Origin of the sequence: Streptomyces sp. NBC_01717, assembly GCF_036248255.1 — a bacterium.
GTDB lineage: Bacteria > Actinomycetota > Actinomycetes > Streptomycetales > Streptomycetaceae > Streptomyces.
Window position 1 is genome coordinate 8,552,843 of record NZ_CP109178.1, and the last position, 26,246, is coordinate 8,579,088.

The following is a 26,246-nucleotide window of genomic DNA, read 5'->3' on the forward strand; positions in this document are numbered from 1 at the left end:
GCGGTCAGTCGACGATGGCGACGTACACCGGCGTCCCGAGCAGCACCGACCTGGCTGTACCGTCCGGGCTGTCGCCGTGCAGCAGGCGCTTGGCCACGAACTCGACGTTCTGCGCCGGCCACCGCAGGCTCGCCACGGCGCCCTGCACCCGGGCGAGCGCGGCGCGATCGGCCCGGTCGAGGTCGCCGTCCACCGCGTCGGCGACGTACTCGTCCTCCAGGTCCGAGGTGACTCCCAGCCCGTCGAGCATCGACGACATCATCGAGCGCCCCACCCCGTGCGCCGCGGCGTCCGGCACGGAGTCGAGCACGTGCTTGTACGAGCCGCCCAGCCCGACGACGGTATCCTCGCTCCGCCCGCCGAAGAACACCAGCGAGGACGTGGGATCGGCGGGGAACGCCCCCCAGCGCATCGGCAGCAACCCCCAGAAGAACTGACCCGGCTCGTCCACCGAGCCCAGATCACCGTGATCGCGAAGGTACCCGACGACGGTCTCCAGCCGGCCGATCCGGTCGCCGGACGGGCCCTCGGTCGTTCGCTTCGCCGACAGCACCGTGAGATTCACGCCCAGCTCCGTCTGGCGCTTCGCCCCGAACCTGGGGTCGATCTGCGGCAACAGCATGTCGATCTTGCTGTCGCTGACGTAAACGTAGTAGCTGAACGACATTGCCAGCTCCCTCCCAGGCATTGACCTGCCCCAGCGTAGCGATCGCGGCCCAACGCGAGCCATCAGATGCGTGGGTCGGGCACCGTGAGGTTGCGGTGCCCTCGCTCCGATCGGGATGACGCACATTCAGGAGACCAGTCGCGATCACGCAAAGGCCCTGGGGAACTGGCTGTGTTCGGCGCGGGCTGCCGAGTTCAAGCGGGCCGTCGTCAAGGATGATCCAGGTTGAATAGTCATGTGCGACTTTGGGGAAAGTGGGGCCGAACATCAGTGAACGCTTTCCAACATCCTGATGCCGACTGCAAGTTGGACGCTCCTGCGCAAGGACGAGCTCCTGGTGGACGGGTTCTCGGCCAAGATCACCCGTGTCCGCCAGGAGCTTCACATGCTTGTCCACTCGTCCTCGATCGATCTGTCCGGCCGAACCCTGCGGTTCCTTACCGGCCGACTGGCCGCGCCGGCCACTACACAGTCCTCGGCCACCTGCGCAAGCCATGACCGTCAGCCGCTTCGTACCGTCGAACACACCGGAGAACGAGACCGACGTGGCATCCGGCGCGTAGTTGCCGAGCGAGGCGGCGCTCACCAGGCCCAGAGTCAGTCCAGCCAGACGATGACCGCATGCCCCGCCTGAGCTGCGGCAGCGAAGTACTGCGCCAGGCCGGCGAACCAGTCTCCGCCCCACTCCAGCGAGGACCGGTCCTCCCAACCCAGCGGGTAGATCGCCGCAGCCATCAATTCGTGCGGTTCGACTCCGTCTAGGAGTTGGTCGTACGTCAAGCAGCCCAGTTCTTCGGCTGCTAGGCGAACCCGGTCCGCGGGCAGGTAGTGCGGTGGACCGTATCCCCAATCGTCGGCCTCGCCGAGGGACTCTTCCCCGTGGATGACGCCGACGGGGAACCCGGAGCGTTGCAGCAGGAAGTCCAACAGGTGCCACGCCTTGTACGTCGAGAAATGGCGGGCCTCGGCCGGCGAAGGCTTGGCCTCCTCTTCAACGTCCCGCGATTCCTCGATGTGACCGAGCGCCCAGTCCGAATCCTGAATCGCCCGGTCCAGCTCGGCCGCCGTCACACGGAAGTACTCACCGATGATGCTCATGGCCGGATGCTCGACACCACGACTGACATCGCTCGCCGGTCCGTCTCAGTTCTTCCGTCTCATCCATCCACGGCCAAGGCCGTTCACGGGGGTCCACAGCTCCGAACCATGTGCTTCAACAGCCCGGGTGGTACGCAGGTGAACGGTGATGAACGACCTCCACCGCCCCCCACACGGTTGGAAAGCGTGTTGGGGGTGCCGTAAGTACGACCCAACCCGCTTGACATGGTCAAACCGTCGTGAGGTGATCCACTCACCGCTGATCCACTGGGGGAAGTTCTTGTGTCGTACGTAACCGTGACGCTTGCCGGCGCCGACTCACCGAGTGAGCATCTTCAACTCGCCGCCTTCACGGCGATGGCCGCGGTCGTCTTCATATGGTTGGGGCGGAGACAACGCCGCACCGGGCGCAGCCTGATCGCCCCCAACGAAACGGTGAGAGTGGGGAATCGGCTGATTCCACCGCCACCGCCGAGCCGGGGCCGCCGTGTCGCCGGGACTGGATGGATCGTGGTCGGGAGTATCTTCGTCCTGCCGGCGGTGTTCAACTTCGTGGCGGCGATCCACGCTCTTGTCGGCTAGGAGCGTGGGTCAGTAAACAACTCCTGGAATGCCGCGCCTCGTGGTGAAGTGCGGCTGCCGAGCGCTGCTCTTGAAAAGGCGTGGCTGCCGGGCAGTCGTGATGTGACAATCAGTCCGCAACTTGATCCACATCCGCGTCCCGGAGGTCCGCATGGACGTCGCCTCGCTGCTGCCGTTGACCACGTCCCGGTTGACGCTGCGTCTGTTCACTCCCGGCGACGCCGACGACCTGTACGCCTACCAGAGTCTGCCGAGCGTGGCGCGCTACTTGTACCGGCCGGCGCACACGCGTGAGCGCAGCGGGCAGGTTGCCGCCGAGCGCGCGGCGCAGACGGCCTGGCGCGCCGACGGGGACAAGCTGGCGCTCGCTGTCTGCCGACGCGATGAGCCCGGCGTCCTTGGCGAGGTGAGCCTCGGCCTGGCCGATGCCCGCGCCGCCCAGGCCGAGATCGGCTGGACTCTCGACCCAGGTCACGAGGGGCACGGCTACGCGACCGAGGCGGCCGCGGCGCTGGCCGGGTTTGCCTTCGACACGCTGGGCGTGCACCGGCTCTACGCACGGCTGGATGTGGAGAACACCGGGTCTGTGCGGGTCTGTGAGCGCCTCGGGATGCGCCGGGAGGCGCACCTGGTCGAGAACGACCTCGACGGGGATCGCTGGGGCAGCGAGTACATCTACGCGGCGCTGTCCGCGGATCTTGGCAGTCGATCAGGCGATTGAGCCCGACCCCGCCTGGCGCCCGCGCCGAATGGCGGCTACTGGCCGCATGCCACAACCTGCGAAAGATCTTCGGGCAGGTCGGAACCCCCGGACTGGCCGCCGCCCGAGCCTGAGCGCCCAGGCGGCAGCATCACCCTCCACAGCAACCGCACCCCGCACCCGCCCCGACACCGCCGACAATCCCCAGACCGCCAGAGATCCGACCACCAACCCTCGACGGCTTGCTCGTTACCGACCCACGCTCCTAGTAGGGCTTGGTCAGCTTCACTCGTGGGTGGCGTGTCTGCTTGTTGGTGAGTGTCGTTGAGGTGGTGTGACACCTGAAGAGATGGCCGGGGTCCGGGAGGACCTGGAGGCATTCACGACGGAGATGTTCGACGGGTTCTTCCGTGCGGATCAGCGGCGGTGGGGGCAGGTGTATGTGCGTGGGCTGCTGCTGGAGGGTCGGCGCAAGTCGGTGGAGCCGATGGCGGCGCGTCTGGGCGAGGACGGCAACCGGCAGGCGCTGGCCCACTTCGTGACTACCAGCCCGTGGGATCCAGCGCATGTGCGGGCCCGGCTGGCCTGGAAGATGCAGGATGTGATCGGCGCGGAGGCGCTGATCGTCGATGACACCGGCTTTTTGAAGGACGGGGACGCCTCGGCGTGTGTGTCCCGGCAGTACACCGGCACCGCGGGCAAGGTCACCAATTGTCAGGTCGGGGTGTCGTTGCACCTGGCCCGCGATCATGCCTCGGCCGCGGTGAACTGGCGGCTGTTCCTGCCCGCTTCCTGGGATCCGGGCTCGCCGGAGGCGGATGCGGACAAGGTCGCCCGCCGGGGCCGCTGCGGCATTCCCTCCCAGGCGGGGCATGTGGAGAAGTGGCAGCTGGCCCTGGACATGATCGATGAGACCCGCTCGTGGGGCATCGACCTCCCCTTGGTCGTCGCGGACGCCGGATACGGTGATGCCGCCGCCTTCCGTCTGGGCTTGGAGGAACGCAACCTGCCTTATGCGGTGGGCATTTCTTCCCGCCACACCGCCCATCGGGCCGGCGCCCGGCCTGTCCAGCCTGCCTATGCGGGCACCGGCCGGCCACCGAAGATGCAGTATCCCGAGCCTGCACAGACCATGAAAAATTTGGTCATCGCGGCCAGGCCGGGCTGCTGCGAGACCGGTGTCCTGGCGGGAAGGATCCCGGCCAGGCCAGGGCCAAAGCGGCTTCAAGCGCATGCACTCACGCTTCGTCGCTCTGCGCGTCCGACCGGCCGGACGCGGTGCCCGCACAGCCGGCGACGGTCCAGAACTACCAGAGCGCTGGCTGCTGGCCGAATGGCCCGCCACCGAGCCCGAGCCGGTGCAGTTCTGGCTCTCGAACCTGCCTTCCGGGATGCCGCTGGCCACACTGGTGCGGCTGGCCAAACTACGCTGGCGCATCGAGCACGACTACCGCGAGATGAAACAGGCCCTGGGACTTGCCCACTTCGAAGGCCGCACCTGGAACGGCTGGCATCACCACGTCACCCTCGTCTCCGCAGCTCATGCCTTCTGCACCCTGCAACGACTGGCACACCACCCAAAAGACTCAGCGCAGGTCTGAGCCTCTACCAGGTCCTCCGCGAACTCCAGACACTCCTCGCCCTCTGGGTCGGCGCCTGCCCCACCTGCCACCGCAACATACCCACCCCCATACGAACCTGACCAAGCCCTACTAGCGCCGTGCCAGACCCGTGCCAGGTCGCTCGCCCGCAGGTTAGGCGCCCCGACCCCCTAGATCACCCGAGCCTCCCAAACTCAGAGCACGAGTTCGATTCTCGTCACCCGCTCCACGAAAAAGCCCCAGGCCAGCGGCCCGGGGCTTCCTGTTGTCCAAAGGTTGTCCCGCAATGATGGCGGAGCTGAGCACAGAGCTGCCTGATGGGCTGGCGTTGGGCTCAGCCGGTGGCCCGTGAAGTGTCCAGGGACCGGGCGAAGTCCGTGAGCTCGCGGAAGTCGTCCTCGCGCAGACCGATCCGCGGGTTGACGTGGTGCAGAAACCCACGCCCACGGTGGTGGGCGGTCACGTACGCCTGGTCCAGATCACTCTGTTCATCGTCCACCCAGGCGAAGGGACGCCCGTTGGCGTGATCGACCAGCCGACCGGTCTTCCAGTGGACCCCGTCGGGGCGGTCTTGGAACAGGACGTCGCCGAAGTCGACGAAAGGGAGTTCGGGAAGGCCGAGCACCGGCGCGATCCACCGGTTGGCGTCGTCCATCCACGAGGTGGCCCAGCAAAGTTCGTAGCCAAGCCGGAGGAGAGCTCGCCCGTGCTTTGGGTTGAGCCACACCCGTAGGGGTCGCCGCCGGGCCGAGAGTCCCCCGTGTCCCTCGTGGATCCCGCTGTCCTGGGGCACTCGGAGTGTGGTGTAGCCGTCGGGGCGCTTCTCCGGCTTGGCCGCATAGGGGTTGAGGGGCCCATCCACATCGAGGAACAGCAGTGGTCGGTTCACGATCTCCCCCCGCTCTTGCCCAGCATCGGCTGCGCTGTGAAAGTTACCGGCGAGGTCAGGGCCTCAGTCGCTACTTCGCTGACGGCGTGTCGGGGACACGGGTCGCCGAGGCGGCCGTCGTCTACCTGGGCGGCGCTGCCGACTAGCGGCGGCCCAGCGTTTGTTGCGAACCGGCGGTGTGTTTCTTGCGCCGCAAGCACCGGGACCCGGCGACCACGAGAAGAGGCGGCGTGAGGTCGCCGCGCGGATGCCGCCGGCACCCCGGCCGTCGGCCAGCGGTCCGGGCTCAGGTTCAGGCCCGCAACCGGGGTGTCTGCCGTTTGTGGATCACGGGCGCCGATGCGTGTTTTGCCGGCGCGTGCCTCTGTCCGTGGCTGCGGGTGAAGGGTGCACGGGTGTGGTGCCGTGGTCGGCCTGCAGGTGTTGCCCGGCCTTGGTTCCGGGCGGAGAAGCCGGGTAGCAGAAGGCCTCAGACTGCGACGGAGAGCAGGTCCACCACGAAGACGAGTGTCGATCCCGCCGGGATCAACGGCGAGGGTGACTGGTTGCCGTAGCCGAGGCGCGGGGGAACGATGATCTCGCGCCGGCCGCCGACCTTCATCCCTCTGACCCCGCGGTCCCAGCCCTTGATGACCTTGCCACCGCCCACGGCGAACTTGAACGTCTGGCCCCGGTCCCAGGAGGTGTCAAATTCCTTTCCGGACTCGAAGGTGACCCCGACGTAGTGAACCTGGACAACCCTGCCCGGCTTGGCCTCAAGCCCGTCCCCGACGACGAGGTCGCGGATTGTCAGCTCGGTGGGCGCGTCACCCTCCGGAAGGTCGATCTCGGGCTTCGTAAGTTCACTCATTGCAGCCTCATTCGCTCGCCGCCGGAAGCCCTCATACAGGCCAGCCAGGCGCATGGTCACTCTATGCAGTAGATCGTCATGCTGCCGTGAACGCTGATCTCCTGGAGTGCATCAAGCCCAACGGAGCACGATGCTCAGTGTGGCTGGGCGTGCTACGTCATCGGTACGCTGCGCCCGTACTCGATGATGGCGAGGCCCCGCTCCCCGCGTCCGCGGGTATGGCCCGTGGGCGTCGCCTGGTGGCGCGTGGCCCGCTGCACGGAAGGTCCTTCAGCCTGCGCTGATAACGGTCGTGGACTCGGTCCGTGAAGCGCCCGCAGCCCGGACACGCCGCCCGGGCCGCGCGGCCTCTCGCCACCACCTCGACCGTGCCGAACGCAGCAGTAACCGCCTTGACGTCCACATCGTCACAACCACCTGGTCGTGACAGCGACGTTCGGCTCGGGGGGTCATGTGTATCTGGGCTGGACCCTGCGATCCGGCTTCTTCCCCGGCGACTGGAACTGTACCGTCACGACCGTGATCGAGGCTGGCGAAGGAATGACGGCCGTAGCCGCGGACCTGCGGGCATTCCTGCGCGAAGAGTAGGTCTCGACAGTCTGCCCGTCCCGAACGGTTTCTCAGCCGACGGCTTGCTGTTCCGCGCGGGCGCGGTCCACCGCTCGGGCTCCACCCGCTGCCGCGAGAAGCCTAGAACCCGGCAACCGCAGCTCTAAGGTTGTCGTAGCGGACGTTCCCGGTCGGCACTCCGCCCAGCACGTTGAGAGCATGGACGTGGCCCTCGAAGAACGCCTCCTGCCCGGCCGACGCGAAGATCCTTCTCTGCGGCAAGGTGCCGTGCCTCGCAGCACGAAACCAGTGGCCCGAGAGCTGGAGGTTCCGTAGCGTGTCGGTCATGCCGATGCCCGTCCTGTACTGCCGTGATTCGTTGAAACCCCGGCGCGTAGACGAACACTTCGCACCGGAAGCACAGGAGGTCCGCGCCTTTGGCGGGGCAGTCGGGCTGATCGACCACGACGCGCTGTTGCAGGGCGACGCGCAGCAGGCTGTTGCACAAGTACCAGCTGGGCTGGGAAACGCCTGGTACCGAGGCTGGATGCTTCCCAGCGATCGATACGCCGCTTTGGCTGAGGCGCTGAGCCGACGTGGCACCGAGTTGCTCGTCACACCGGAGCAATACCGGACCGCCCACGAACTGCCGGGCTGGTATCCGATGTTCGTCGACATCACGCCCGCGAGCGTGTGGCGCCCCACCAAACCCGGTGAGATGTTGACCGCCGACGACCTGGCCGCTCTCGCCGAGCCCCTGCTGCCAGGCTCGGGAATCGTGAAGGACTACGTCAAATCCCGCAAGCACGAGTGGGAGCAGGCGTGCTTCATTCCCGATCTCGCCGACGCCGTGCAGCTGACACGGGTCGTACAGCGCTTTGTAGAGCTGCAGGAGGAGTTCCTGGCTGGTGGCGTCGTTCTCCGCGCCTTCGAGGCATTCTCGAAGCTTGAGTCCGTCGCGGCTGAAGTGCGCGTGTGGTGGCTGGATGGTGAACCCAGGCTGCTGACACCCCATCCGGATAACCCGTTTGGGCGCGGGCTGGTGCCCAACCTTGATCACATCGGGCCTGCAGTGCAGCGCCTGGGGTGCCGGTTCGTCACAACCGACGTCGCCCTTCGCTCGGACGGGGTGTGGCGGGTCCTCGAAGTCGGTGACGGGCAAGTCAGTGATCTGCACCAGTCGAGCGGCCGAGGCGAATTGGCCGCACTGCTGGTCGGTCTATAGCACTTGCGGAAGTATCGGAATTCGGCAGCTGTCGTTCCCAATGCCAGGTCGAACTCGGGGAACCGCTCAAGCGCGCTGTCGACAGCTTCATGCGCCCCGAAGTCGTGCATGGCAGTCAGCGATGCCACCAACTCCGCGGCCTTCGGCCCCACTGTTCCTCAACCAGATCTGCGAGCTCGACGAATCGCTCGAAGCACCGTCCAGCCTCGTCCTCAGGGACCGAATCGTCATCGTCTTGGACGATCTCCAACGCCAAGATCTCCTTCCGCCACGCACTGAGTTCGGCGATGGACATGTGCCCTTGATCGAGGGCGCCGCCTCTGGAGCGGCGCCGTGGGACGGGGACGCTAACCGAGTGCTCCGACACCGGCCTCACCATGCCCAGCCTGCGCCCGTAGGCGTTCGGCCTGCTGATTCTTGTCGGCGATGCGCCGCAGGCTTTCCTGTAGTCCGGCGACCTCACCGAGCCACTGCATCCGCTGGGCCTCTCCAAGGCGCTGGCGGGTGTTGGTCTCGATCTCCAGTAGCCGGGCGGCCCTCTCCCAGCGCATCGCCATGGGCAGGTACGGCGGCCGCGAGATCTCGACCACTTGCCGCCCGCATAGGTGGCGGCATGGCACCAGAAACAGGGTGTCCCGTAATCCCTGGTCAGGAGCCACGGGACAACCTTCGTCCCGGATCCGCATCGGGTTGAGTGGGAGGCAGGGAAGCAGCGCACATGAGGGCTTCGCTCAAGCGCCGCCGGTCTCGTGACTGCACTGCTCCCGGACCTCTACGATCACTCAAGCCGCAGGCGGTGAAGGTCGGCGATATGGGGGGCATGGTGATAGGTGCACTCAGCCCGCGCACCATAGGCCTTGCTGATAGCCCGAGTCGCGGGAAGGTTTCCGCTTGACCAGCCATGCACAATGAGGCCAGGGAATCGAGGAGGGGGCCGGGTTGACCTGCGTCAGGATGGTGTGGGAGCTCGGGCGGGGGTCGCCCTGTTATTGGTCGCATTCGATGTCCGCGATTTGGCCTTGCGAATCTGCAGCCACATGGCGAACCGCGTCGGAGCCGGCGTCATCTTCACCCCTGCCGTTTTGAGAGCTGCACGATCGAGGAGCGTCCACTGTGAGCACACCGATCCCGATCGGCCCGCTCCCGGGCCCGTTGGTTGATGCCGACTGGCTTGAGCAGCGGCTGAGCGCGCCGGGCCTGGTGGTCTTCGACGCCTCCGTGGGCGCGCACCGGAGGGCAGAGCGGCGCATCCCCGGTGCACGTCCGTTCGACATCGACGGGGCACTGTCCGACCACGCCAACCCACTGCCTCACACGTTGCCGGCCGCCGACCGGTTCACCGAGGAGATGCGCTCCCTCGGTGTCAACGACGCTGACACCGTCGTCATCTACGACGGCGCGGGCATCTACTCCAGCGCCCGCGCCTGGTGGATGCTGCGGGTGATGGGATTTGATCAGGTTGCGGTGCTCGACGGTGGCCTACCTGCCTGGGCCGAGGCCGGGCTGCCGCTGGAGAGTGTCGGTTCCGCGCCCGCGCGGCCGCGCGGTGACTTCACCGCGCGGCCCCGTGCGGGGCTGGTAGTCGGCAGTGGTGAGGTGGTGCAGGCCCTGGCCGACCCGGCTTCGGTTGTCATCGACGCCCGTTCTCGGGGGCGGTTCTCAGGTGTGGCCGCCGAACCCCGCCCGGGGCTGCGCAGCGGCCATATGCCGGGGTCGGTGAACCTGCCCTTCACCGAGCTGCAGCACGACGGCCGGATGCTCCCGGAGCCGCAACTGCGTGCGGCCTTCTCCCATCTCACCGGGGACCGGGAGCAGTTGGTCTTCAGTTGCGGGTCGGGCGTCACCGCCTGTGTGCTGGCGCTGGGGGCCGAAGTGGTGGGGTACCGCGAGCTGGCTGTGTACGACGGGTCGTGGAGCGAATGGGGGCTGCCCTCGGATCTGCCGGTCGTGACCGGCCCGGAGAGCAGGGGCCCGCTGTCGTGACGGTGTGCCTCTCCGTCAAGTGGCGAACTTTCACTGGGCTGTCGTCGAGTCTGTAGTCCCTGATCGGCGTCCTGGGTAGTCTCCGCCGGACCTCGGCTGTACAGCAACTCGCTTGGAAGGCGCCTGGCTCCGAGGGCGAGGACGGCGCGCTCTGCGGCGTCGGCATGGTCAACACGGATGTCCAGATGCATCTGCTGGGGGTGTTGTGGATCGGGCCGGGCCGGGGGCACCCAGTGTTCGCTGCGCTGGAACGCCAGTTGTCGTGAGCCGGGCTCAGTGCCGATCACGACCCAGTTCTCCGAGTCCTCGTTGACCCGCATGCCCAGAAGCTCTGCATAGAAGGCTGCGAGCGCGCGAGGATCAGGACAGTCGAGCACTGTCTTCTCCAAGCGACCAATCATGCATCGACACCAGAAGGTCTCGTTGACTCCGGTTGGTCGTTGCTCAAAGTATGCCGTTGAGTGACGCGCAGTGGGCGCGGATCGAGCCGTTACTCCCGGACCGGACGCCGAAACGCGGCCGCATGGTTCGGTTCCTCCTTCTCAGCGCAGTTGCTCGGCCAGTCCGACGATGATGCCCTCCGGACCGCGGAGGTAGCAGAGCAGGTAGCTGTCCTCGAACCGGGCGATCTCGCCGACGAGTTCGGCGCCGTGAGGGCGCAGGCGGGCAACGGTGTCCTTGATGTCGTCGACGGCGAACATGACGCGGTGCGTGCCCAGAATGTTGTGCGGCCGGTTGCGCGGCCCGGCGCTGATCACCGCGGGGCTGCGGTACTTCGCCAGCTCGAGCCGGCTGTGACCGTCTGGGGTGCGGACCATCGCGATGTCACAGTGGACGCCGTCGAGTCCGGTGCACTGGTCGGCGAAGGGGCCCTCGACCTCCGCCCTGCCCTCCAGCTCCATACCGAGTTCCACGAAGAACGCGATGGCGGCATCCATGTCCTCGACGACGATGCCGACGTTGTCCATCCGCTGAATCGCCATGCTGGTATCTCCTTCTTCCTCGTGCGGCCGGTGGTGGCCGCTGATGTCCCTGGGACGGAGCCGGTGGCACGTTCTCGACATCCGCAGACCGCCGAACTCCGAAAAATCTGGATCGCGCCTGAGGTGAGTTTCATCCGGATGTACCAACCCACCGCCAGCAGGATGAGAATGGCTCCCACGAAAGCCCACGCCGTGGTTGCTGCGCTGTGCGAGGTATAGATCAGAGTAAGCATGCTCAGCCAGATACCCGGCAGGAGCGGCCGTAGCCAGTGGACGTTGGCGCCCCCTGTCGAATACGTGTCGAAGGCGCCGATCTATCGCGCTCGGCGTCCGTGGAGGATGCCGGACTTCACGGGGGCGGGGCGCGGTGGGTGCGGTTCCGGGCCCGGGCGAGGTGCGATCGGCCACCCGGGTGCCCGAGCCCTTGCGTGCGGTGAGCCAGCCCTCGGCCACCGGGTCGGCGTACGTGTCGGCGACCGTGTCGCGCGCGATGCCCAGGTCGGCGGCGAGCGTGCGGGAGGCGGGCAGCCGGGTGCCGGGCGCCAGCCGCCCGGAGCGGACCGCTTCCCGCAGCGCCTTCGTCAGCCCTTTGCGCAGGCCCGGCCCGGTCGGCTCGACATGCGGGTCGAACCCCGGAGTGGCCCAAGGCTGCGCCATGGAAATGGACCATACTCCTGGGCTGCTCCGCTCCTAAGGTTGGAGACGTGAGGACGAGCGAATAGCAGTCCGGCCGGCGCTGTCCAGATCGGCCGACCGCGTCCTGTCAGCCCCGCCGAGGGGATGCCGAACAGGCTTTCCATCCCTGCAACATTTCCACCAAGAGACAAATGGCCGAGGAGACGATTCCCATGAAAGCGATCGTGGTGACGGACCAGGCTGCGGGAACGGCCGGGATGACGCTGGTGGAGCGGCCCGAGCCGCAGGCAGCGCTGAACGATGTCGTAGTTCGGATTCATGCGTCGGGGTTCGTCCCGACTGAGATGGCGTGGCCCTCGACCTGGACCGATCGCCTCGACCGTGACCGAACACCGTCAATCCCTGGGCACGAGTTGGCCGGAGTGGTCACCGCCCTCGGCTACGGCACGACGGGGCTGTCGGTGGGACAGCGGGTGTTCGGCCTCACGGACTGGACTCGCGACGGCACCCTGGCCGAGTACGCGGCTGTCGAGGCACGCAACCTCGCGCCGCTGCCGGGCGACGTCGACTTCACGGTGGGCGCGAGCCTGCCGATCTCGGGCCTGACCGCGTGGCAGGGACTGTTCGAGCACGGCCGCCTTCAGGCGGGGCAGAGCGTGCTCGTGCACGGTGCGGCCGGCGCAGTCGGGTCGATGGTGACGCAGCTCGCGCGTGAGTTCGGTGCGTACGTCATCGGCACCGGACGCGCTGCCGACCGTCAGACGGTGCTCGACTTCGGCGCGAAGGAGTTCGTCGACCTTGGGAACGACGTCCTGGAAGAGGTCGGCGGCGTCGATCTGGTATTCGATGGCATCGGCGGCGACATCGGGAAGCGGTCCGCAGGCCTGATTAGGGCCGGAGGAACGCTGGTGTCCATCGTCGGGCCGCCGGAGGCTCGGCCCGCCGACGGCCTGGCGGTCGACTTCGTCGTCGAGTCCGATCGTGCCCAACTGAGTGAGATCGTCCGGCGCGTGCAGGACGGACGACTGCGGACGAACATCGGCAACGTCTCGACCCTCGACGATGCCGTCGCCGCCCTCAATCCGACCGAGCGACGCAAGGGGAAGACGATCATCCGCGTTCGTCCGTGAGGACTCGGGGACAGTGACCGGTCCTCCCCTCCTCATGGATCAGCGTCAGATACGTGTCAGGTCGGGCGACTCGTACCGGAACACGTCATCGGACTGGTCCGCAATCTGGTGCGCCCCGCGTAACCACGGCCGGCTGCCGCCCGACGGCGATCGTCGGACGGCAGGTCGGCACGACCAGGCTGGCATTCCCCGAGCAACTGGTGGAGATCGAGCTCGGCGTCTTCCAAACTGGGGCTCTGGGTGACTGGGGCCGGAGGGCACTTTCCGCGGCTGGCTTGGCCGAGTCATCGAGAACACACCGCTCAGCGAATGAGCGAGAGGGGGGCTTGCTGGAGCCCCGGGGAGAGTCGTGATCGCCCGGTTTGAGTGGCTGCTCGGTGGGGGTGCCGGATGTGAGGCGAGCACGGCAGTTGTGGATCATGGAGTCCTACCCTCGCCGCGGCTTTCGATACCGACTCGGCCTCCATGACCCGGATGGTCCAGCGCCTGGAACGAGCCGGCTTCGTCCGCCGCAGCCCGACCCCAGCGAGCGGCGGGCCACCCCGTCGTCGAGTCCACCCCCGCCGGCGTGGCGCTTCGCCGCCAGGTCGAGAAGCTCTGGGCCGACTTGGAGGACGTGCCCACTGGCGACATGACGCAGGACGAGCGCCGGGTCTCCTCCATGGCCTCGAACGGGTGGAGGACAACCTGGCGGCCGGGACCGATCCAGCGGGTGCCGACTAGCCAACCGGCAGGCAGGTGGGGCGAGGGGCCAGGGTCGGCGTGGCGATGCGGTGGGGCCTCCTTGCCGTAACACTGGTGAGTGCCCCGGACGCGGCGTGGCGACATTGACCGGTTGCCGGAGTGCCCGGCTCGCGACATCGAACGGGGCAAACAGGCCCTACGCGGTCGCCTGTGGTGTCGTCTCGTCGACGGCGACGGAGCGACGGATGACTCGTACGGCAAGATCCCCGGCCTCTACGGTGCCGATGCGGCGGCGGCCAGCCTTGCCGAACTCGGACACTGGAAGCGGGCAGCCATCCCGGTCACCGAAGACCAAAAAGGAGAGCAATCATGATCGGAATGCGGATTGCCGGCGGCTTACTGGTTGCTGGCATGACGGCCACGGCCACCGCATGCTCACCCGCAGTAGACCGTGCGACCGCCACGGTGCCAGCGGCGCCAACAGCTACCGCGGCTTCCCAGCGCCCGTCCGAGACGCTGTCGCCCGTACTTGAACAGCCACTTCCGAATGTCAAGGGCAAGACGTTCACCTCGGCGATCGTGGACTTCCCGCCCAATGCGCGTGCGGTGGCGCATCGGCACGGCGCGGCTCTTGTCTACGCCTACGTGCTCGAGGGCACTGTGCGCAGCCAGCTCGCCGGCAAGCCAGTGCGTACGTACCACCAAGGCCAGAACTGGGTCGAGCAGCCGGGCGCCCACCACCTGCTCACGGAGAACACCAGTCGGACAAAGTCGGCGAAGCTGCTGGTCATCTTCATCTCCAACACGGGAGACAAGCTCAAAATCGAGGATCCGCCCACATAGGTGTCCTATCCATCGGCGGTGGCGAGGCTGGGGGTCACGCCCGCTACCTCGTCGAAGACCGCCGTGCCCACTACTTGGTGTCCGTGAAGAACAACCAGCCGACCCTGGCACGCCAGTTGAGGAAACTGCCCTGGGCCAAGTGCCCGTCCTCGACCGCTCCAGCAACCGCGCCCACGGGCGCGAGGAGATCCGCGAAGCCAAGGTCGTCACCGTCGACGGCCTGCACTTCCCTCACGTCCGCCAGGTCGTCCGCACCCGCCGTAAGCGGCGCAGGATCGGTACGAAGAAGTGGGCCGCTGAGACTGTCTACTCCGTCACCGATCTTGAAGCTGAGCAGGCCACTGCTGCCGAGATCGCTGCCTGGGCACGCGGCCACTGGATCATCGAGAACACCGTCCACTGGACCAAAGACGTCACCTTCGCCGAGGACACCAGCCAGATCCGCCGCCACCACACCCCCGCGTTCATGACCACCCTGCGCGACCTCGTTCGCAGCATCCTCCGCCTCGCGTATGGGCAACACCGCCAGCGGACGACGCGCCCACACCCGCCCCGAAACAGCCCTCACCATCCACGGCATCCCGTGATCAAAACGGGCGACGGGGACTCTCCCCGGGGCCCTGGGGGGCTTGCAGTGGGGTCCGTACAGAGGGCGTGTGAGGACGCGGGCGACGTCATGTGCGTCGGATGATCAGCACGGCCACGTCGTCGAGGTGGTCCACCGCGACCGCGGCGTCGAGGATGCGGTCGGCGGTCTCCTCGGCGTTCAGCCCGTCGTGGACGGCTTGGGCGGCCAGCGTTCCGGCTCGCTCCAGTCCGGCGTCCAGTGTCAGGGCCGGCCCTTCGACGACGCCGTCGGTGACCATGACCAGCACGGCGCCCTTGTCCAGTGTGAAGGTTTCTTCGGAGTAGTCGGCGTCGGGCAGGACTCCCAGCACCGGGCCGCCCGGCAGCTCACGGATGCTGTGGCTGCCGTCGTCGCGTGCGTACAGCAACGGCACGTGGCCGGCGCTGGCGCCGGTGACCTGTCCGTCGCCTGGGTCGATATGCAGCATGGTGCAGCTGGAGAATCGTGCTGCGTCCATGGTGACGAGCAACTCGTTGGTGCGTGTCAGCACGGTTGCGGGATCCGGTTCGTGGGCGGCGATCGCACGCATGGAGGCGCGCACCTGTCCCATGGCTGCGGCGGCGTCCACGTCGTGCCCTTGGGTGTCGCCGATCTCCAGGGCGATGGCACCGTCAGGCATGACGAAGGCGTCGTACCAGTCTCCGCCGATGTCGAGCCCGTCGCGGCTTGGTCGGTAGCGGGCGGCGACCTCCAGGCCTGGGAGGTGCCCGGGCAGCGTGGGGAGCATGGTCTGCTGGAGCGCCGTGGCCAGCTCGACTCGTGCCTCTTGCAACCTGATGCGTTTCAGTGCCTGGCCTGCAAGGTCGGCAAGAGTACCCATGAGGGCCCGCTCATCCGGGGACGAGTGGTGTTCGCTGTCGTAGGTCACCAACCAGGCCCCGAGCGGCTGATCGCCGATCGGGCTGAGGGAGGTGATCGAGATGGCGTAGCCGGAGTCGAGCTGGTCGAAGTACGGCACCATGGCCCCGTGCGGCCAGCGGCGGATGTAGTCCTCCTGGTTGGGAATGAACTGCGGCTCGCCAGTGCGGATCACATAGGGCAGCGCGCTGGGGGCGTCCAACGGCAGGCCGTGCAGGGCGGCCACCGGTATCGGGATCCCGGCATCGGAGGAGACGCGCAGGCGGCCTTTCGTGGTGAACGCCAGCGCGGCGCCGGTACCACCGAAGGTCGCGGCGAGCCGGGTCAGGACGACCTGCTGTACTTCTTGCTCCGTGACTGCGGTCATCACGGCGGAGGAGAAGGCCGCGATCTCGGCGGCTCGCTGCCGCTCAGCACTCAGCGCGACCAACGCTCTGCGTCGGCGTGCTTCCCTCGTGGTGTCGTCGCGGATCACTCCGAAGACCCGCTCAGGGCCGCCATACCCCAGAATGATCCGACGGGCCTGGCAGACCAGATGGTGGCAGCCATCGCGCTCGGTAAGGAACCGCAACCTGATCCAGGGGGACCGGGCGGCCGTCGAAGTCACGAGCCGCCGCAGAGCCCTGCGGTCATCGGGGTGGACTCGCCGAACCACCTCGGACAACGACATGGAGGCCTCCGGGAACAGCGCCGCCAAGGCGGGTGCGCCACCGAGCCACTCCAGCTCCCGCTCCTGGGGTGAACACATGCACAGACCGAGGTTGGCGGCCTCGGCCGCCAGACGGAACGGGATCAACAGGCCGCCCCGGTCGTTTTGCGCGTCCAACGAGTGCACCCACACCAGCGGCTCGCCACCTACGGGATCGTTCGCCGGTCGCGCCTCGACAAGGCAGACGACAGATGCTGCACCTGGCCCGGGGAACTCCAGCACCCGCATCGCGACCGTCTTCGTCGTGGCGGCGTGGGCCACGAGACTCTCGACCGCAGTCAGCTGGCTTGCGGGCAACAGATCACCGAAGCCACGACCCACGCACTGGTCCACTGACCTGCCCAGTGTCCTGGCCATCGCTGCATTGAGGCTGCGGATAGCTCCGTTCAAGGTCAAGAGAGCCGAAGGTGCAGCCCTTCGCAGGAGTTCGTCCGAGGCGTCCATCTGCGGCTCCCTGACACATAACAAAACAGCCTCTTCAATGGTATTCGCGCATTTTGCTGGTATCTCTCCGTAAAGGGTGTGTCTGACCGGCTGCGTCGAGTGACGACGGCAGGGAGCCCGCTGGAAACGGTAGGCGGCGGCCCGTGAAGATGAGCGCGACCGACTGTTCAGGCATGTCCCCGGCCTGGCCTCACGCGGTCCCGCAACCCGTCACAGGGAGACGCGGGCCGACTACCTACCTCTTGACCTTCGGCGACCATCTGAAGGCTGCCCCTGCTCTGGGCGGGCGTCGGTACCGGAGGCCACCGGGTATGTCACGCCCTTCCTGCTCATCCATGAGCGGACGGTCACCCAGCTTCGCGCGGCACTGCAGCGGCGTACAGGAACCGCAGCAACCGAGCACGGCCGGCCGCGCCGCTCCCCGGCCTATCGGGGGCAGGAATGACCGTCACTGAGCGATCCATCTAGAGCTGCGGATCAGAAGGCTTCTGACATCCACATCTGACTGTGAGGATGTCGATGACGCCGCCCGAGGGGGTTTGACTCTCCATCTGACCGATATGAGTTGCATGAAGAAGAGTGCCCGACTCCTGTACATGAGCCAACCCGCCGCGAAGAGGAAACCGCAGCGGGTTGTGAGGAGTTGAGCGAGCGTCAGTCGGCGGCGGGGATCCGGTACTGGAGGACGAACTGGTCAGCGGCCATGAGGGTGTCGCAGAACTCCACGACACGCCCCTTCTTGGTCACTGCGTGCCGCACCAGTTGAATCACGGGGGCGCCAGGGCTCAGAGCCAACTCGGACGCCTCCGCCTTCGCGGCTGGCCGAGCCTGGAGCGTCTCGACGAACTCGGCGAAGGTGTGGCCGTGGTCTTCGAGCCGGGCGTGGGTGCCGCCAGGGGCCAGGGGTCTCGGCGAACAGCTCAGGGATGTCCTTCACGACGTCCCAGGGCAGGTACGACGATGCCGTCTCGACATGAGTCCCGTTCCGGAAGTACAGGCGCCGACGTGCCAGCACCTGCGTACCCACGTCGAGACCGAGCCGCTCGGCGATGTCCGCCGGCGCTTCCATCAACCCGATGTAGAGGACGCTCACCTTCGCGGTGGCACCGGACTGCTCGGACTCGGCGAGGTAGGCAGCCTCAGCGCCCCGCCGATGCGCGGCACGGAACCGATCGGAAGAGCGCAGCCGCACAGGCGGCCGGTCCTTCACGATCGAGCCCTTACCGTGCCGAGTCGCCCGCTTCCAGGGAAAGTTCGTCGTCCATGACGGGAAAGGTCGACGTCTACTACGAGGGCACACTCCAGGCCACCATCGACGCAGACTTCGGCAGCGACTCTTTCAAGGCCGGCGCCGGCTGCTGCTCAGATCGAGTCCCGCCGGCGGGGCTCATGATCCATATCGATGGAATCCTGGTGTGCGCCATTCGTGGCCGTCGGGCAGCACAGCGAGCGCTTCATAGCCGCCCAGTGAATCAAGCCAGTTCTGTGCGCCGTCGCCTCTGGCGAAGGCGGCGGTGGCGTAGGCGTCGGTCATGGTGAGACGTGGTCCGATGAGGGTGAGGGAGGCGAACGTGGTGGCGGCTGTGCCGTGGTGCGGGTCGAGGATGTGGGCGCCGCGTTCAGCGGTACCGGAGGTGGCGACGGCCAGGTCGTGGTGGGCGGTGATGACGGTGACGAGTTCGCCGGGCTGCAGAGGGTGGGCGATGCCGATGCGCCATGGTGTGCCGGGGGCTGCCTGGCCGCGGATCTGGAGATCGCCGCCGCCGTTGACACACGTGTGCTGCGCACCGGCGTCCTGGAGGAGCTGGGATGCGGCTTCGGTGGCCCAGCCCTTGACGAGTCCCGAGGGATCGAGGGTCCCGGCCGGGACGATGCTGAACCAGCCGTCGGAGGCGTGAGTGGCCTGTGCGCAGAGCGAGAGGACCTCGTGGACCTCGGGCGGGCAGGCGTTCTGGCGGATCTCACCGCGGGCCAAGCGGCTGATGTGGCTGTCGGCCCGGTAGGTGGAGAACACCTCGTCGACCCGGTGGAGTTGCCGCACGGCCTCGGCGAGGGCGTGGCGGATGGCGGGGGTGGGATTGTCGCGGATGTCGAAGGAGAAGACGGTGCCCATGACATGTTCGACGTGACGTAGTCCGGGCAGGGTGTCAGGCATGGGCCTGGTCCAAGGCGCTCTGCAGGGACTGGATGTAACCCTGGCTGGTGTAACTGGCTCCGGAAACGGCGTCGATGTGCGCGCTCTGCGCACCGATGGCCTCCTGGGTGAGGCGGGGCAGTGCGTAGGCGGCGATCTCCTGGTCGCGGCCGCTCCGGTCCGGTGCCCGGAGAACCTTGACTGCGGTGATCTTTCCCTCGGAGAGGGTGGCGGCGACCTGGACGGTCCCGTACTGGGTATCGACGGGAGCCCCGGTGAACGTGCCCGTCCCCGTGGGCGAACCCGAAGCGTTGCCCGTCGGGGCGTGCGGGGGCGAAGACTCCGCCGGGGACCGAGGGGTCGGCCCGGCGAAGGCGGGGGACTGGTGAGGTTTGAGGGCCAGCAGCGCGACGACGAGGGCGCTGATCCCGGTAGTGGCAAGGGCTGCTCGGCGCATGGCGGCTCTCCTCAGAACGCGAAGGACTCGTGGTGGATACGCCGGGCCGGGACACCGACCTCGCGCAGGGCGTGGATTGCGGCCTGTGTCATGCCGGGCGGGCCGCACAGGTAGACGTCGTGCGTGGCCAGATCCGGCACCAGAGCGGTCAGGCCCTGGGCGGTGAGGGGGGAGGAATGTCCGGCCGGTTCGTCGACGACGTAATGCACGGTGGCCCGTCGTCGGGCGGCTATCGCGTCGAGTTCGCCGCGCAGCGCGAGGCTGTCGGCGTGGCGGGCCCGATAGACGAGGGTCACGTCTCCCGGCAGCGTCTCGAAGAGCGAGCGCAGCGGGGTGATGCCGACGCCGCCTGCCAGCAGCAGGACCTTGGCGGCAGTTCGGCGGTCCGCGGTAAGACCGCCGTACGGTCCCTCCGCCCACACCCGGGTGCCGGGCGTCAAGCGGGCGAGTGCGGCACTGTGGCCGCCGGCGGTCTTCACCGTGATGCGTAGGAACCGGGGGTGCGCGGGGGCGGAGAGGGAGTAGGGGTTGGCGCTCCACCATAGTCCGCGGGTCAGGAAGCGCCAGCGCAGGAACTGTCCCGGTTCACCCCCCAGCTCGTCCAGGTGCTCGCCGGTGAGGTGGACGGAGACCACGCCTGGTGCCTCGGGATGGACCGCGCTCACGCGCAGGCGGTGGCGCAGGCCGCGCCGGACGGGGACGGCGAACCGGTACCAGGCGACCAGCGCCGCGACGCCGAGGAAGAGCGAGTACCAGGCGGCCTGAGCCGACCGGTTGCCGACGAAGTCCGCTCCGTTGGAGAGCTGGTGCCCGAAGGTGAGGAATACGGCCAGGTATGTGGCGAAGTGCAGGTAGTGCCAGGTCTCGTAACTCAGCCTGCGACGGGCCGCGCGGGCCGAGAGGACCCCGGTGGCCAGGAACAGGAGGAAGCCGGCCGTGCCTTTGACGAGGTCTGGATAGTGCAGGACGAGCGACGAGGTCTGGCTGACCAGCTGCGTGTGGGAGCTCAGGGAGTAACCCCAGATGATCAGCAGGGTGTGGGCGATTGCCAGGGAGATGGTGCAGCGGCCGCCGAACGCGTGCCAGCGGGCAAGCTGGTCCGTGCCGATGGTGTGGTCCAGAAGCGGCATGCGGGCCATGAGGGCCAGCAGGACGGCGCAGGCGTACCCGGCCAGGAGCCCGGTGATGCGTCCCGCGCCGGTCAGCCAGCCCGCCGGGCCGATCACCGAGGTCGTGTCGCTCCACCACAGGGCGAGCACCCCGGCGGCGCCGGCCCAGATCACGAGCGGCGCCAGAATCGGCACGACGCTGCGGCGCGGGCGCCGGTGGCGCATCCCACGGCTCGCGTACGTGGTGGTGGATGTGGCGGTCATGGTGCTCCTCCGGATGGGACATGCTCCGGTGATGGGCGGCCAGCCTCACAGTCCAACTTCTGTGTACCTTCTGAAACGGCCCTGTCGGCCGCCTTCAGCGCCGATTCAGAGGAAACTCAGAGGCAGGGCTTGCCCTGCTGTGGTCTGTGCTGGGGGATGCTGAAGCAACCATGGACGAGCCACGTAAGACCTCGCTTCTGCACCGCCCCGACGGAGAGCCCGTACGGGTCCTCGTCGTCGACGACGAGCCCGACGTCACGGACGTGCTGGCCGGGGTCATGGCCGGGGAGGGCTGGCAGGTCCGCACCGCCGCAGACGGCGTGTCTGCGCTCGCGACGGCCCGTGATTTCCGGCCCGATGCGGTGGTCCTGGACTGGATGCTGCCCGACAGAAGTCCTGGCCCGGCTGCGTGGGCTGCTCCGGCGGGCCGGGATGACTGCCGAGCCGGGCACGAACCGGCTCACCGTCGGGGACCTCGTCATGGACGAGGAAGCCAGGGAGGTCAGACGCGGCGGGACCACGGTCGACCTGTCCCGCACCGAGTTCGAACTCCTACGCTTCCTCATGCGCAACCCGCGCCGAGTGCTGTCCAAGGACCAGATCCTCGACCAGGTCTGGGCCTACGACTTCGGCGGACGAGCCCATGTCGTCGAGCTCTACATCAGCTACCTGCGCAAGAAGATCGATGCCGGACGCACCCCGATGATCCACACCGTGCGCGGCGTCGGATACGTCCTCAAGCCGGACTCCCCATGAGGCGCCTGCCGCCCCGTACCCTGCGCGGTCAGCTCACCGCCGGACTCGTCACTCTGCTCGCCCTCGCCTGCCTCGTCGTCGGCATCACCACCGCCGTCGCTCTGAGAGGCTTCCTGATGGGGCGGCTGGACGAACAGCTCTCCGCCTCCGGCGGCCGGTTCGCCGCCAGCCTGGAACATGAGGCCAAACCCGACGCGGACAACCGTCCCGACACGCGCGGTCAGGCCGAAGCGACCTTCGGCGCCCGCCTCCTGAACGGCACCGTCACCCAGGCAGCCGTCGTCGACGAGGCCACCGACCGTGCCTTCCACCTCACCCTCCGGGATCGCCGTGTCTTGGCGGGGGTCCCCGTCGACGGAAGCGGACACAGCATCCGCCTCTCCGCACTGGGGGGCTATCGCGTCACGGCCGTTGAGGGCGACGACCAGGACATCCTGATCACCGGCCTGCCCCTGCACCCGGTGGAAGAGACCGTTCACCGCCTCGAAGCGGTCGAAACCGTACTGTTCGGCGCCGCCCTCGTAGTCACCGGCATCGCCGGTGCCCTGTGGGTGCGGATCTCCCTTCGCCCCCTCCAGAGGGTCACCGCCCGGGCAGCGGAGGTCGCCGGGCTGCCGCTCGCCAGCGGCGAGGTCGCCATGCCGGAACCACTTCCCGACACCGACCCGCGCACCGAAGTCGGCCAGGTCGGCACCGCCCTCAACCACATGCTCGGCCGCGTCGAGGACGCCCTCACCCGGCGCCAGGCCAGCGAGGAGAGGCTCCGGCACTTCGCCGCCGACGCCAGCCACGAGCTACGTACCCCCGTCGCCAACATCCGCGGCCACGCCGAGCTCGCCCTGCGCCGGCACGGCCCCGTCCCCGCCGAAGTCCGCCACGCCCTGGAACGCATCGATGCCGAGTCGCAGCGTATGACCCGCCTCGTCGACGACTTGCTCCTCCTCGCCCGCCTGGACGCCGGACGCCCTCTCGAACACGAACCGGTCGATCTGACCCTGCTGATCCTGAACACTACGGAGGACGCACGCGCCGCCGGCCCCGGCCACCGCTGGCTCCTCAATCTCCCCGAAGAACCAGTCACCGTCGCCGGAGACGCCCACCGGCTCCAGCAGGCCATCGGCAATCTCCTCGCCAATGCCCGTACCCACACACCGCCAGGCACCGACGTGACCATCGGCCTCACCACCGAGCCGGCCGGCGTTTCCGTCAGCGTGAGTGACAACGGTCCAGGCATCCCCGAAAAGCTTCAGCCCGAGGTCTTCGGCCGCTTCGTACGCGCCGACCACGCCCGCTCCCGCAGTACGGGAAGCACCGGTCTCGGACTCGCCATCGTCCATGCCGTCATCACCGCCCACGGCGGCACCGCCACCGTCACCAGCAGCCCCGGGCACACCACCTTCCGCCTGACACTCCCCAACTGAACACGTCCGGTCGGCGACGATGAACCGCGCCCCTTGACCTCTTGCCGGCGTCGAAGCCCCGGGTTGCTACCGGGCTGTGTCGGCCGTGCGGACGGACTGGGAGTCGATCAGCCCCGCGCTCGGCTCGCCGCTCCGGCCTCGCGGACCTGACCGCGCGGGGGCGCCGCGAGCGGGAGATCTTCGAGGAGGACAACGACCTCGACCGCAACCTCGGGCTCCTGGGCCGGTCGTTCGGCGCCTACGACTTCAGCGCGCACGATCTGGACGCGCCGTTTCCGGACGTCGCCCACCTCGCCGAGAAGGGTGGCCGGACAGCCGCGGCGAAGATCATCGAACGGGACAAGGCCGAAACCCTGACGCTTCGGCAGGTGGCCGAGTCGGCGAACCAGAGTTCCGCCAGTCGCCTTTCGTGGGCGCCCCCGAGACCGTCGCGGACGCGATCGAGAAGTGGTTCGAGGCGGGCACCTTCGACGGCATCAACCTCGCCTTCCGCACCAACGGCGAGCTGGAGCTCTTCGTCGACGGTGTGGTACCGCTCCTGCAGAAGCGCGGACTGTTCCGTACCGAGTACGAGGCCGACACCCTGCGGGGCAACCTTGGTCTGCCGATCCCCGTCAACCGCCACACCAGCGAGCGCCGGCTTGCGAACGGTTGAGGGCGACGCCTCCGACCGACGAGGTCCAACGTCCCTGGCCGGACGCGTACTTCGCCGCCTGGGAGAAGTCGCTACGCCCGCGTATCAGGTTGCCCCGGTTCGTGTTCCCGGCGAAGGACAAGGGCACGGAACTCCGCCAGATCGGCGGCGACGTCCGCCGGGCGGCGCAGCGCATGGCGCAGAGCGGTGCGTTTGCTCGACCTGCTCCCGCAGCACGCCCTGGCCGGCAAGACGGTGCTGCCGCTGGCCACCGGCGGGAGCACAGCGCACGTCCTGGCCATCGACTACGCGCTGCGCCCCGTGCTCAGCGCCATGGGCGCCGCGCACATAGTCCAAGGCTGGTTCACGCTCGACAAGGACATCACCGTCGGCGACGACGGCACACCGGCCGTCGCACCGGCGTCCGCTGACGCCCTGACCCAGGTCACGGAAGCCTTCTCCGTCGCACTGGGCGGCCGGCTGGCGCTGGTGGCGGCCACCGCTTGAGCCCGTCGTCGGCGGGCCACGGCATCTGGGCTGCACCCCGTGGTCGTGTGGGAACCTCCTGCGGGACGGCGCCGGAAGCGGCATCTTCGAGGACGGCAACGGCACTTGAGAGCAGTCGGCCAGCCCTCGGCGTCGTACTGCGGGGATCCGAATCCCGGCCGGGTGGCGCGTTCGCCCAGCGTCGCGCGGGGATCTCCTCGTCCACTGGTACCGGACTGCGAACACTCGCGCAGCGAGGCGGTGGCCACAGGGACATCATTCGCGTAGCCGGCCCAGGTGACGACGATCTGCTCGGCCGACGACTGCGGTGCGCGGACGGGACGGTGCTCAACAGATGGCCGGACCGCGGTACTCAGGTGCTTCGGAAACGGCGAATGGACAGGTACATCTCGCAGCCGAGGCAGTAGCCGAAGGCTGCGTTGAGGAAGGCCGCAGCAAGGGCGAGCGCGGTGGCGGCCAGGCCGAGCCACTCGGCGCCGGCGAGGTAGCCGACGGTGCCGACCAGACCGAAGCCGAAGCCCACGCCCTGCGCGAAGCGGGGCGGACGGGCATCCTCCAGCTCGCGCGGCTGGGCGAGTCCGGGCCGAATTGCGACCCGATACAGCCAACCGTACGGGGAGTACTGCAGGCCGGCGAAGGCACCGAGCGCGAAGATCGCGGTCTGCACGGCCAGCAGGGCGCCGCTGCCAGTGATCAGTACGGCACAGAGGACAAGTGTGGTGAGCGCGGCGGCAAAGCGGGTGCCTCGCGGGTCGATCTGCATGAGGGGACTCCGGGACAAGGGGAGGATGACGATCGGGCCGGCGCAGGTGTCAGCGACAGCGGCAGGCCGTGACCCGGCAGAGGTCGACCACACGACGAGTGGTCAGCCGTAGCGGCCGGAGAGCGGAGTCCATGGCGGACATGCTAGCGGCGCGATACCGAGCGGTCGATGGCCAGTTGGGGCGAGGAGTTGGGGGCGGTGGGGCAGACTGGTCGTATGACCGGGTTGGTGGTGTGTGTCGCGGTGCTCGTTCTGGCGGGCATCTTCGGGGTGGTGCAGGCGGCACGCAGCGGCAGGCTCCGGTTGCGGCCCACGGATGGTGCGGTGCGCCTGTCGGCGGCGGAGATCGGGGCCGAGCTGGGGGAGCGGGTGACGCTGCTTCAGTTCTCCACCGCCGTCTGCCAGCCATGCCGGGCGACGCGGCGGATGCTGGCCGAGGTCGCCGGGACGGTGCCGGGAGCGGTGCATCTGGAAATCGACGCGGAAGCCCGGCTGGAGCTGGTGAGGCGACTGGAGATTCTGCGCACGCCGACCGTGTTTGTTCTCGACCCGACCGGTCGGGTTGTCGGCAGGGCGTCCGGGCAGCCCAGGCGTGCGGACGTGATCGCGGCCATCGGTAAGGTAACCGGGGCCTCCATCACCCCATCGTGATCAGGTAGCTCACTCCGGTTCATACAGCCGCCTCCAGCACCGATGCCGCTCTAAGAGTGGATCGGACGCACTCTGCGCCGTCGCACGGACTGCCTGTTGACGCGTAGTCGGGAGGGCCGGAGGAACAAACGGCGTAGGTGTGTTGTTGTGGCGTGGCGTCATGACCATGACCTCCGGACATTGCGCGGCGCCGCCGCCCCGCGTAGCGTTCCGAGCAGGTTATGAGTGTCAGCGTCAAGCCCTGGCTTGCTGACCGGCAACCCTCCTGCGCGGCGGGGTGCTCCAGGTGACGACCAGGCGGGGCCCGTCCGGGTTTCGCAAGCGCGAGGCCCTCGGGCCCGCCGAGGCCGGAAGGGCGGAGGTGACGGCCATGCCACCCGTGTCCTGCCCGCCTGTCAGGGTTCTTGTCCCGCGGCGCAGCGTCCATCTGTACTCCCGGCCCCACATCGACCTTCAGCGCGTGGCCGGCGCGCTCTGTTGTTCCTGACCTG

General features: G+C 68.0%; 24 protein-coding genes, 8 pseudogenes and 1 riboswitch. Of the genes and pseudogenes, 16 read left to right on the forward strand and 16 right to left on the reverse strand.

Going from position 1 to position 26,246, the window contains the following annotated elements; genetic code table 11:
• Positions 1–4: 4 nt before the first annotated feature.
• On the reverse strand, positions 5–667 hold the full coding sequence (locus OHB49_RS38675) for a DUF7019 family protein (protein WP_329165573.1): 663 nt from the start codon (positions 665–667) through the stop codon (positions 5–7).
• A 597-nt stretch (positions 668–1,264) separates the two neighbouring features.
• Positions 1,265–1,765, reverse strand: a complete 501-nt coding sequence (locus tag OHB49_RS38680; protein ID WP_329165574.1) for a YfbM family protein — start codon at positions 1,763–1,765, stop codon at positions 1,265–1,267.
• 733 nt (positions 1,766–2,498) lie between these two features.
• Here OHB49_RS38680 and OHB49_RS38685 point away from each other — a divergent pair.
• The 3 genes and pseudogenes from OHB49_RS38685 (at position 2,499) to OHB49_RS45940 (ending at position 4,648) form a co-directional block, all read left to right on the forward strand.
• On the forward strand, positions 2,499–3,068 hold the full coding sequence (locus tag OHB49_RS38685) for a GNAT family N-acetyltransferase (RefSeq protein WP_329165575.1): 570 nt from the start codon (positions 2,499–2,501) through the stop codon (positions 3,066–3,068).
• A 370-nt stretch (positions 3,069–3,438) separates the two neighbouring features.
• Positions 3,439–4,314: pseudogene (locus tag OHB49_RS38690) on the forward strand (IS701 family transposase); the annotation flags it as partial.
• Positions 4,315–4,438: 124 nt separating this feature from the next.
• Positions 4,439–4,648 (forward strand): transposase, encoded by a 210-nt coding sequence (locus OHB49_RS45940; protein WP_443079629.1) that lies wholly within the window; start codon positions 4,439–4,441, stop codon positions 4,646–4,648.
• A 334-nt stretch (positions 4,649–4,982) separates the two neighbouring features.
• Here the strand turns inward: OHB49_RS45940 and OHB49_RS38695 are convergent, their stop codons facing one another.
• The 3 genes from OHB49_RS38695 to OHB49_RS45945 form a co-directional block, all read right to left on the reverse strand.
• A complete protein-coding gene (locus tag OHB49_RS38695) occupies positions 4,983–5,537 on the reverse strand; it encodes a hypothetical protein (RefSeq protein ID WP_329165576.1) in 555 nt (184 codons plus the stop codon).
• Between the two features lie 469 nt (positions 5,538–6,006).
• Positions 6,007–6,387 carry an FKBP-type peptidyl-prolyl cis-trans isomerase gene (locus OHB49_RS38700; RefSeq protein WP_030976601.1) on the reverse strand — a complete coding sequence of 127 codons (381 nt, stop codon included), beginning with the start codon at positions 6,385–6,387 and terminating at the stop codon, positions 6,007–6,009.
• Between the two features lie 157 nt (positions 6,388–6,544).
• Positions 6,545–6,790 carry a transposase family protein gene (locus OHB49_RS45945; RefSeq protein ID WP_443079609.1) on the reverse strand — a complete coding sequence of 82 codons (246 nt, stop codon included), beginning with the start codon at positions 6,788–6,790 and terminating at the stop codon, positions 6,545–6,547.
• Between the two features lie 20 nt (positions 6,791–6,810).
• Between OHB49_RS45945 and OHB49_RS38705 the strand changes: the two genes are divergently transcribed.
• A complete protein-coding gene (locus OHB49_RS38705) occupies positions 6,811–6,975 on the forward strand; it encodes a DUF6228 family protein (protein WP_443079610.1) in 165 nt (54 codons plus the stop codon).
• A 102-nt stretch (positions 6,976–7,077) separates the two neighbouring features.
• On the opposite strand, the gene OHB49_RS38710 is transcribed toward OHB49_RS38705, so the two are convergent.
• Entirely contained in the window at positions 7,078–7,284 is a 207-nt protein-coding gene (locus tag OHB49_RS38710) for a hypothetical protein (RefSeq protein WP_329165577.1), read from the reverse strand.
• Here OHB49_RS38710 and OHB49_RS38715 point away from each other — a divergent pair.
• The gene (locus tag OHB49_RS38715) at positions 7,283–8,161 is read left to right on the forward strand and encodes an ATP-grasp domain-containing protein (protein ID WP_329165578.1); all 879 of its coding nucleotides are present in this window, start codon (positions 7,283–7,285) and stop codon (positions 8,159–8,161) included. The genes OHB49_RS38710 and OHB49_RS38715 overlap by 2 nt on opposite strands.
• 347 nt (positions 8,162–8,508) lie before the next feature.
• Here OHB49_RS38715 and OHB49_RS38720 read toward each other — a convergent pair whose 3' ends face one another.
• Positions 8,509–8,751, reverse strand: coding sequence for a hypothetical protein (locus OHB49_RS38720; RefSeq protein ID WP_329165579.1), 243 nt, complete (start codon positions 8,749–8,751; stop codon positions 8,509–8,511).
• Positions 8,752–9,274: 523 nt separating this feature from the next.
• On the opposite strand from OHB49_RS38720, the gene OHB49_RS38725 reads away from it, so the two are divergent.
• Entirely contained in the window at positions 9,275–10,144 is an 870-nt protein-coding gene (locus tag OHB49_RS38725) for a sulfurtransferase (RefSeq protein ID WP_329165581.1), read from the forward strand.
• A gap of 119 nt (positions 10,145–10,263) precedes the next feature.
• Here the strand turns inward: OHB49_RS38725 and OHB49_RS45950 are convergent.
• From OHB49_RS45950 to OHB49_RS38735, 3 genes and pseudogenes are all read right to left on the reverse strand, one after another.
• Positions 10,264–10,545, reverse strand: a pseudogene (locus OHB49_RS45950) (VOC family protein); the annotation flags it as partial.
• Between the two features lie 141 nt (positions 10,546–10,686).
• Positions 10,687–11,127, reverse strand: a complete 441-nt coding sequence (locus tag OHB49_RS38730) for a VOC family protein (protein ID WP_329166780.1) — start codon at positions 11,125–11,127, stop codon at positions 10,687–10,689.
• A 347-nt stretch (positions 11,128–11,474) separates the two neighbouring features.
• Positions 11,475–11,784: pseudogene (locus OHB49_RS38735) on the reverse strand (GntR family transcriptional regulator); the annotation flags it as partial.
• Between the two features lie 191 nt (positions 11,785–11,975).
• On the opposite strand from OHB49_RS38735, the gene OHB49_RS38740 reads away from it, so the two are divergent.
• The 4 genes and pseudogenes from OHB49_RS38740 (at position 11,976) to OHB49_RS38750 (ending at position 15,111) form a co-directional block, all read left to right on the forward strand.
• Positions 11,976–12,893: an NADP-dependent oxidoreductase gene (locus OHB49_RS38740; RefSeq protein ID WP_030976621.1), complete on the forward strand. Its 918-nt coding sequence runs from the start codon at positions 11,976–11,978 to the stop codon at positions 12,891–12,893.
• A gap of 441 nt (positions 12,894–13,334) precedes the next feature.
• Positions 13,335–13,616: pseudogene (locus OHB49_RS45955) on the forward strand (MarR family transcriptional regulator); the annotation flags it as partial.
• Positions 13,617–13,946: 330 nt separating this feature from the next.
• A complete protein-coding gene (locus OHB49_RS38745) occupies positions 13,947–14,420 on the forward strand; it encodes a cupin domain-containing protein (protein WP_329165583.1) in 474 nt (157 codons plus the stop codon).
• A 139-nt stretch (positions 14,421–14,559) separates the two neighbouring features.
• Positions 14,560–15,111 carry an ISAs1 family transposase gene (locus OHB49_RS38750; protein WP_329165585.1) on the forward strand — a complete coding sequence of 184 codons (552 nt, stop codon included), beginning with the start codon at positions 14,560–14,562 and terminating at the stop codon, positions 15,109–15,111.
• Here OHB49_RS38750 and OHB49_RS38755 read toward each other — a convergent pair.
• The 5 genes and pseudogenes from OHB49_RS38755 to OHB49_RS38775 all read right to left on the reverse strand — a co-directional run bounded on the left by OHB49_RS38755 (position 15,095) and on the right by OHB49_RS38775 (position 21,023).
• Entirely contained in the window at positions 15,095–17,059 is a 1,965-nt protein-coding gene (locus OHB49_RS38755) for a SpoIIE family protein phosphatase (RefSeq protein WP_329165586.1), read from the reverse strand. The two genes, OHB49_RS38750 and OHB49_RS38755, sit on opposite strands and share 17 nt — an antisense overlap.
• Positions 17,060–17,713: 654 nt before the next feature.
• Positions 17,714–18,293: pseudogene (locus tag OHB49_RS38760) on the reverse strand (GntR family transcriptional regulator); the annotation flags it as partial.
• Positions 18,294–18,446: 153 nt separating this feature from the next.
• Entirely contained in the window at positions 18,447–19,214 is a 768-nt protein-coding gene (locus tag OHB49_RS38765; RefSeq protein ID WP_329165587.1) for an FAD:protein FMN transferase, read from the reverse strand.
• A complete protein-coding gene (locus OHB49_RS38770; RefSeq protein ID WP_329165588.1) occupies positions 19,207–19,650 on the reverse strand; it encodes an FMN-binding protein in 444 nt (147 codons plus the stop codon). The genes OHB49_RS38765 and OHB49_RS38770 overlap by 8 nt, the downstream gene beginning before the upstream one ends.
• Before the next feature lie 11 nt (positions 19,651–19,661).
• Positions 19,662–21,023: a ferredoxin reductase family protein gene (locus OHB49_RS38775; RefSeq protein ID WP_329165589.1), complete on the reverse strand. Its 1,362-nt coding sequence runs from the start codon at positions 21,021–21,023 to the stop codon at positions 19,662–19,664.
• Between the two features lie 170 nt (positions 21,024–21,193).
• Between OHB49_RS38775 and OHB49_RS38780 the strand changes: the two are divergent.
• From OHB49_RS38780 to OHB49_RS38795, 4 genes and pseudogenes are all read left to right on the forward strand, one after another.
• Positions 21,194–21,779, forward strand: a pseudogene (locus OHB49_RS38780) (response regulator transcription factor).
• Positions 21,776–23,200, forward strand: a complete 1,425-nt coding sequence (locus tag OHB49_RS38785) for a HAMP domain-containing sensor histidine kinase (RefSeq protein ID WP_329165590.1) — start codon at positions 21,776–21,778, stop codon at positions 23,198–23,200. Before OHB49_RS38780 ends, OHB49_RS38785 begins: the two are co-directional and overlap by 4 nt.
• A 152-nt stretch (positions 23,201–23,352) precedes the next feature.
• Positions 23,353–23,855, forward strand: a pseudogene (locus OHB49_RS38790) (LLM class flavin-dependent oxidoreductase); the annotation flags it as partial.
• A gap of 192 nt (positions 23,856–24,047) precedes the next feature.
• Positions 24,048–24,341: pseudogene (locus OHB49_RS38795) on the forward strand (NAD(P)H-dependent oxidoreductase); the annotation flags it as partial.
• Between the two features lie 352 nt (positions 24,342–24,693).
• On the opposite strand, the gene OHB49_RS38800 reads toward OHB49_RS38795, so the two are convergent.
• Complete coding sequence (locus OHB49_RS38800; RefSeq protein ID WP_329165591.1) at positions 24,694–25,104, reverse strand: DUF4395 domain-containing protein; 411 nt, start codon at positions 25,102–25,104, stop codon at positions 24,694–24,696.
• A 216-nt stretch (positions 25,105–25,320) separates the two neighbouring features.
• On the opposite strand from OHB49_RS38800, the gene OHB49_RS38805 reads away from it, so the two are divergent.
• Both OHB49_RS38805 and OHB49_RS38810 read left to right on the forward strand, forming a co-directional pair.
• Positions 25,321–25,755 carry a TlpA family protein disulfide reductase gene (locus OHB49_RS38805; RefSeq protein WP_329165592.1) on the forward strand — a complete coding sequence of 145 codons (435 nt, stop codon included), beginning with the start codon at positions 25,321–25,323 and terminating at the stop codon, positions 25,753–25,755.
• 217 nt (positions 25,756–25,972) lie between these two features.
• Positions 25,973–26,085: riboswitch (SAM riboswitch) on the forward strand.
• Positions 26,086–26,125: 40 nt separating this feature from the next.
• Complete coding sequence (locus tag OHB49_RS38810) at positions 26,126–26,242, forward strand: putative leader peptide (protein WP_329166781.1); 117 nt, start codon at positions 26,126–26,128, stop codon at positions 26,240–26,242.
• The last annotated feature ends 4 nt before the right edge of the window (positions 26,243–26,246 follow it).

What these genes read in the sequence shown, in the direction of transcription:
- OHB49_RS38675 (WP_329165573.1), bottom strand. Translation starts at nt 667, where the DNA reads ATGTCGTTCAGCTACTACGTTTACGTCAGCGACAGCAAGATCGACATG.
- OHB49_RS38680 (WP_329165574.1), bottom strand. Translation starts at nt 1,765, where the DNA reads ATGAGCATCATCGGTGAGTACTTCCGTGTGACGGCGGCCGAGCTGGAC.
- OHB49_RS38685 (WP_329165575.1), top strand. Translation starts at nt 2,499, where the DNA reads ATGGACGTCGCCTCGCTGCTGCCGTTGACCACGTCCCGGTTGACGCTG.
- OHB49_RS45940 (WP_443079629.1), top strand. Translation starts at nt 4,439, where the DNA reads ATGCCGCTGGCCACACTGGTGCGGCTGGCCAAACTACGCTGGCGCATC.
- OHB49_RS38700 (WP_030976601.1), bottom strand. Translation starts at nt 6,387, where the DNA reads ATGAGTGAACTTACGAAGCCCGAGATCGACCTTCCGGAGGGTGACGCG.
- OHB49_RS38715 (WP_329165578.1), top strand. Translation starts at nt 7,283, where the DNA reads ATGCCGATGCCCGTCCTGTACTGCCGTGATTCGTTGAAACCCCGGCGC.
- OHB49_RS38710 (WP_329165577.1), bottom strand. Translation starts at nt 7,284, where the DNA reads ATGACCGACACGCTACGGAACCTCCAGCTCTCGGGCCACTGGTTTCGT.
- OHB49_RS38730 (WP_329166780.1), bottom strand. Translation starts at nt 11,127, where the DNA reads ATGGCGATTCAGCGGATGGACAACGTCGGCATCGTCGTCGAGGACATG.
- OHB49_RS38740 (WP_030976621.1), top strand. Translation starts at nt 11,976, where the DNA reads ATGAAAGCGATCGTGGTGACGGACCAGGCTGCGGGAACGGCCGGGATG.
- OHB49_RS38745 (WP_329165583.1), top strand. Translation starts at nt 13,947, where the DNA reads ATGATCGGAATGCGGATTGCCGGCGGCTTACTGGTTGCTGGCATGACG.
- OHB49_RS38755 (WP_329165586.1), bottom strand. Translation starts at nt 17,059, where the DNA reads ATGGACGCCTCGGACGAACTCCTGCGAAGGGCTGCACCTTCGGCTCTC.
- OHB49_RS38765 (WP_329165587.1), bottom strand. Translation starts at nt 19,214, where the DNA reads ATGCCTGACACCCTGCCCGGACTACGTCACGTCGAACATGTCATGGGC.
- OHB49_RS38770 (WP_329165588.1), bottom strand. Translation starts at nt 19,650, where the DNA reads ATGCGCCGAGCAGCCCTTGCCACTACCGGGATCAGCGCCCTCGTCGTC.
- OHB49_RS38775 (WP_329165589.1), bottom strand. Translation starts at nt 21,023, where the DNA reads ATGACCGCCACATCCACCACCACGTACGCGAGCCGTGGGATGCGCCAC.
- OHB49_RS38785 (WP_329165590.1), top strand. Translation starts at nt 21,776, where the DNA reads ATGAGGCGCCTGCCGCCCCGTACCCTGCGCGGTCAGCTCACCGCCGGA.
- OHB49_RS38800 (WP_329165591.1), bottom strand. Translation starts at nt 25,104, where the DNA reads ATGCAGATCGACCCGCGAGGCACCCGCTTTGCCGCCGCGCTCACCACA.
- OHB49_RS38805 (WP_329165592.1), top strand. Translation starts at nt 25,321, where the DNA reads ATGACCGGGTTGGTGGTGTGTGTCGCGGTGCTCGTTCTGGCGGGCATC.
- OHB49_RS38810 (WP_329166781.1), top strand. Translation starts at nt 26,126, where the DNA reads ATGCCACCCGTGTCCTGCCCGCCTGTCAGGGTTCTTGTCCCGCGGCGC.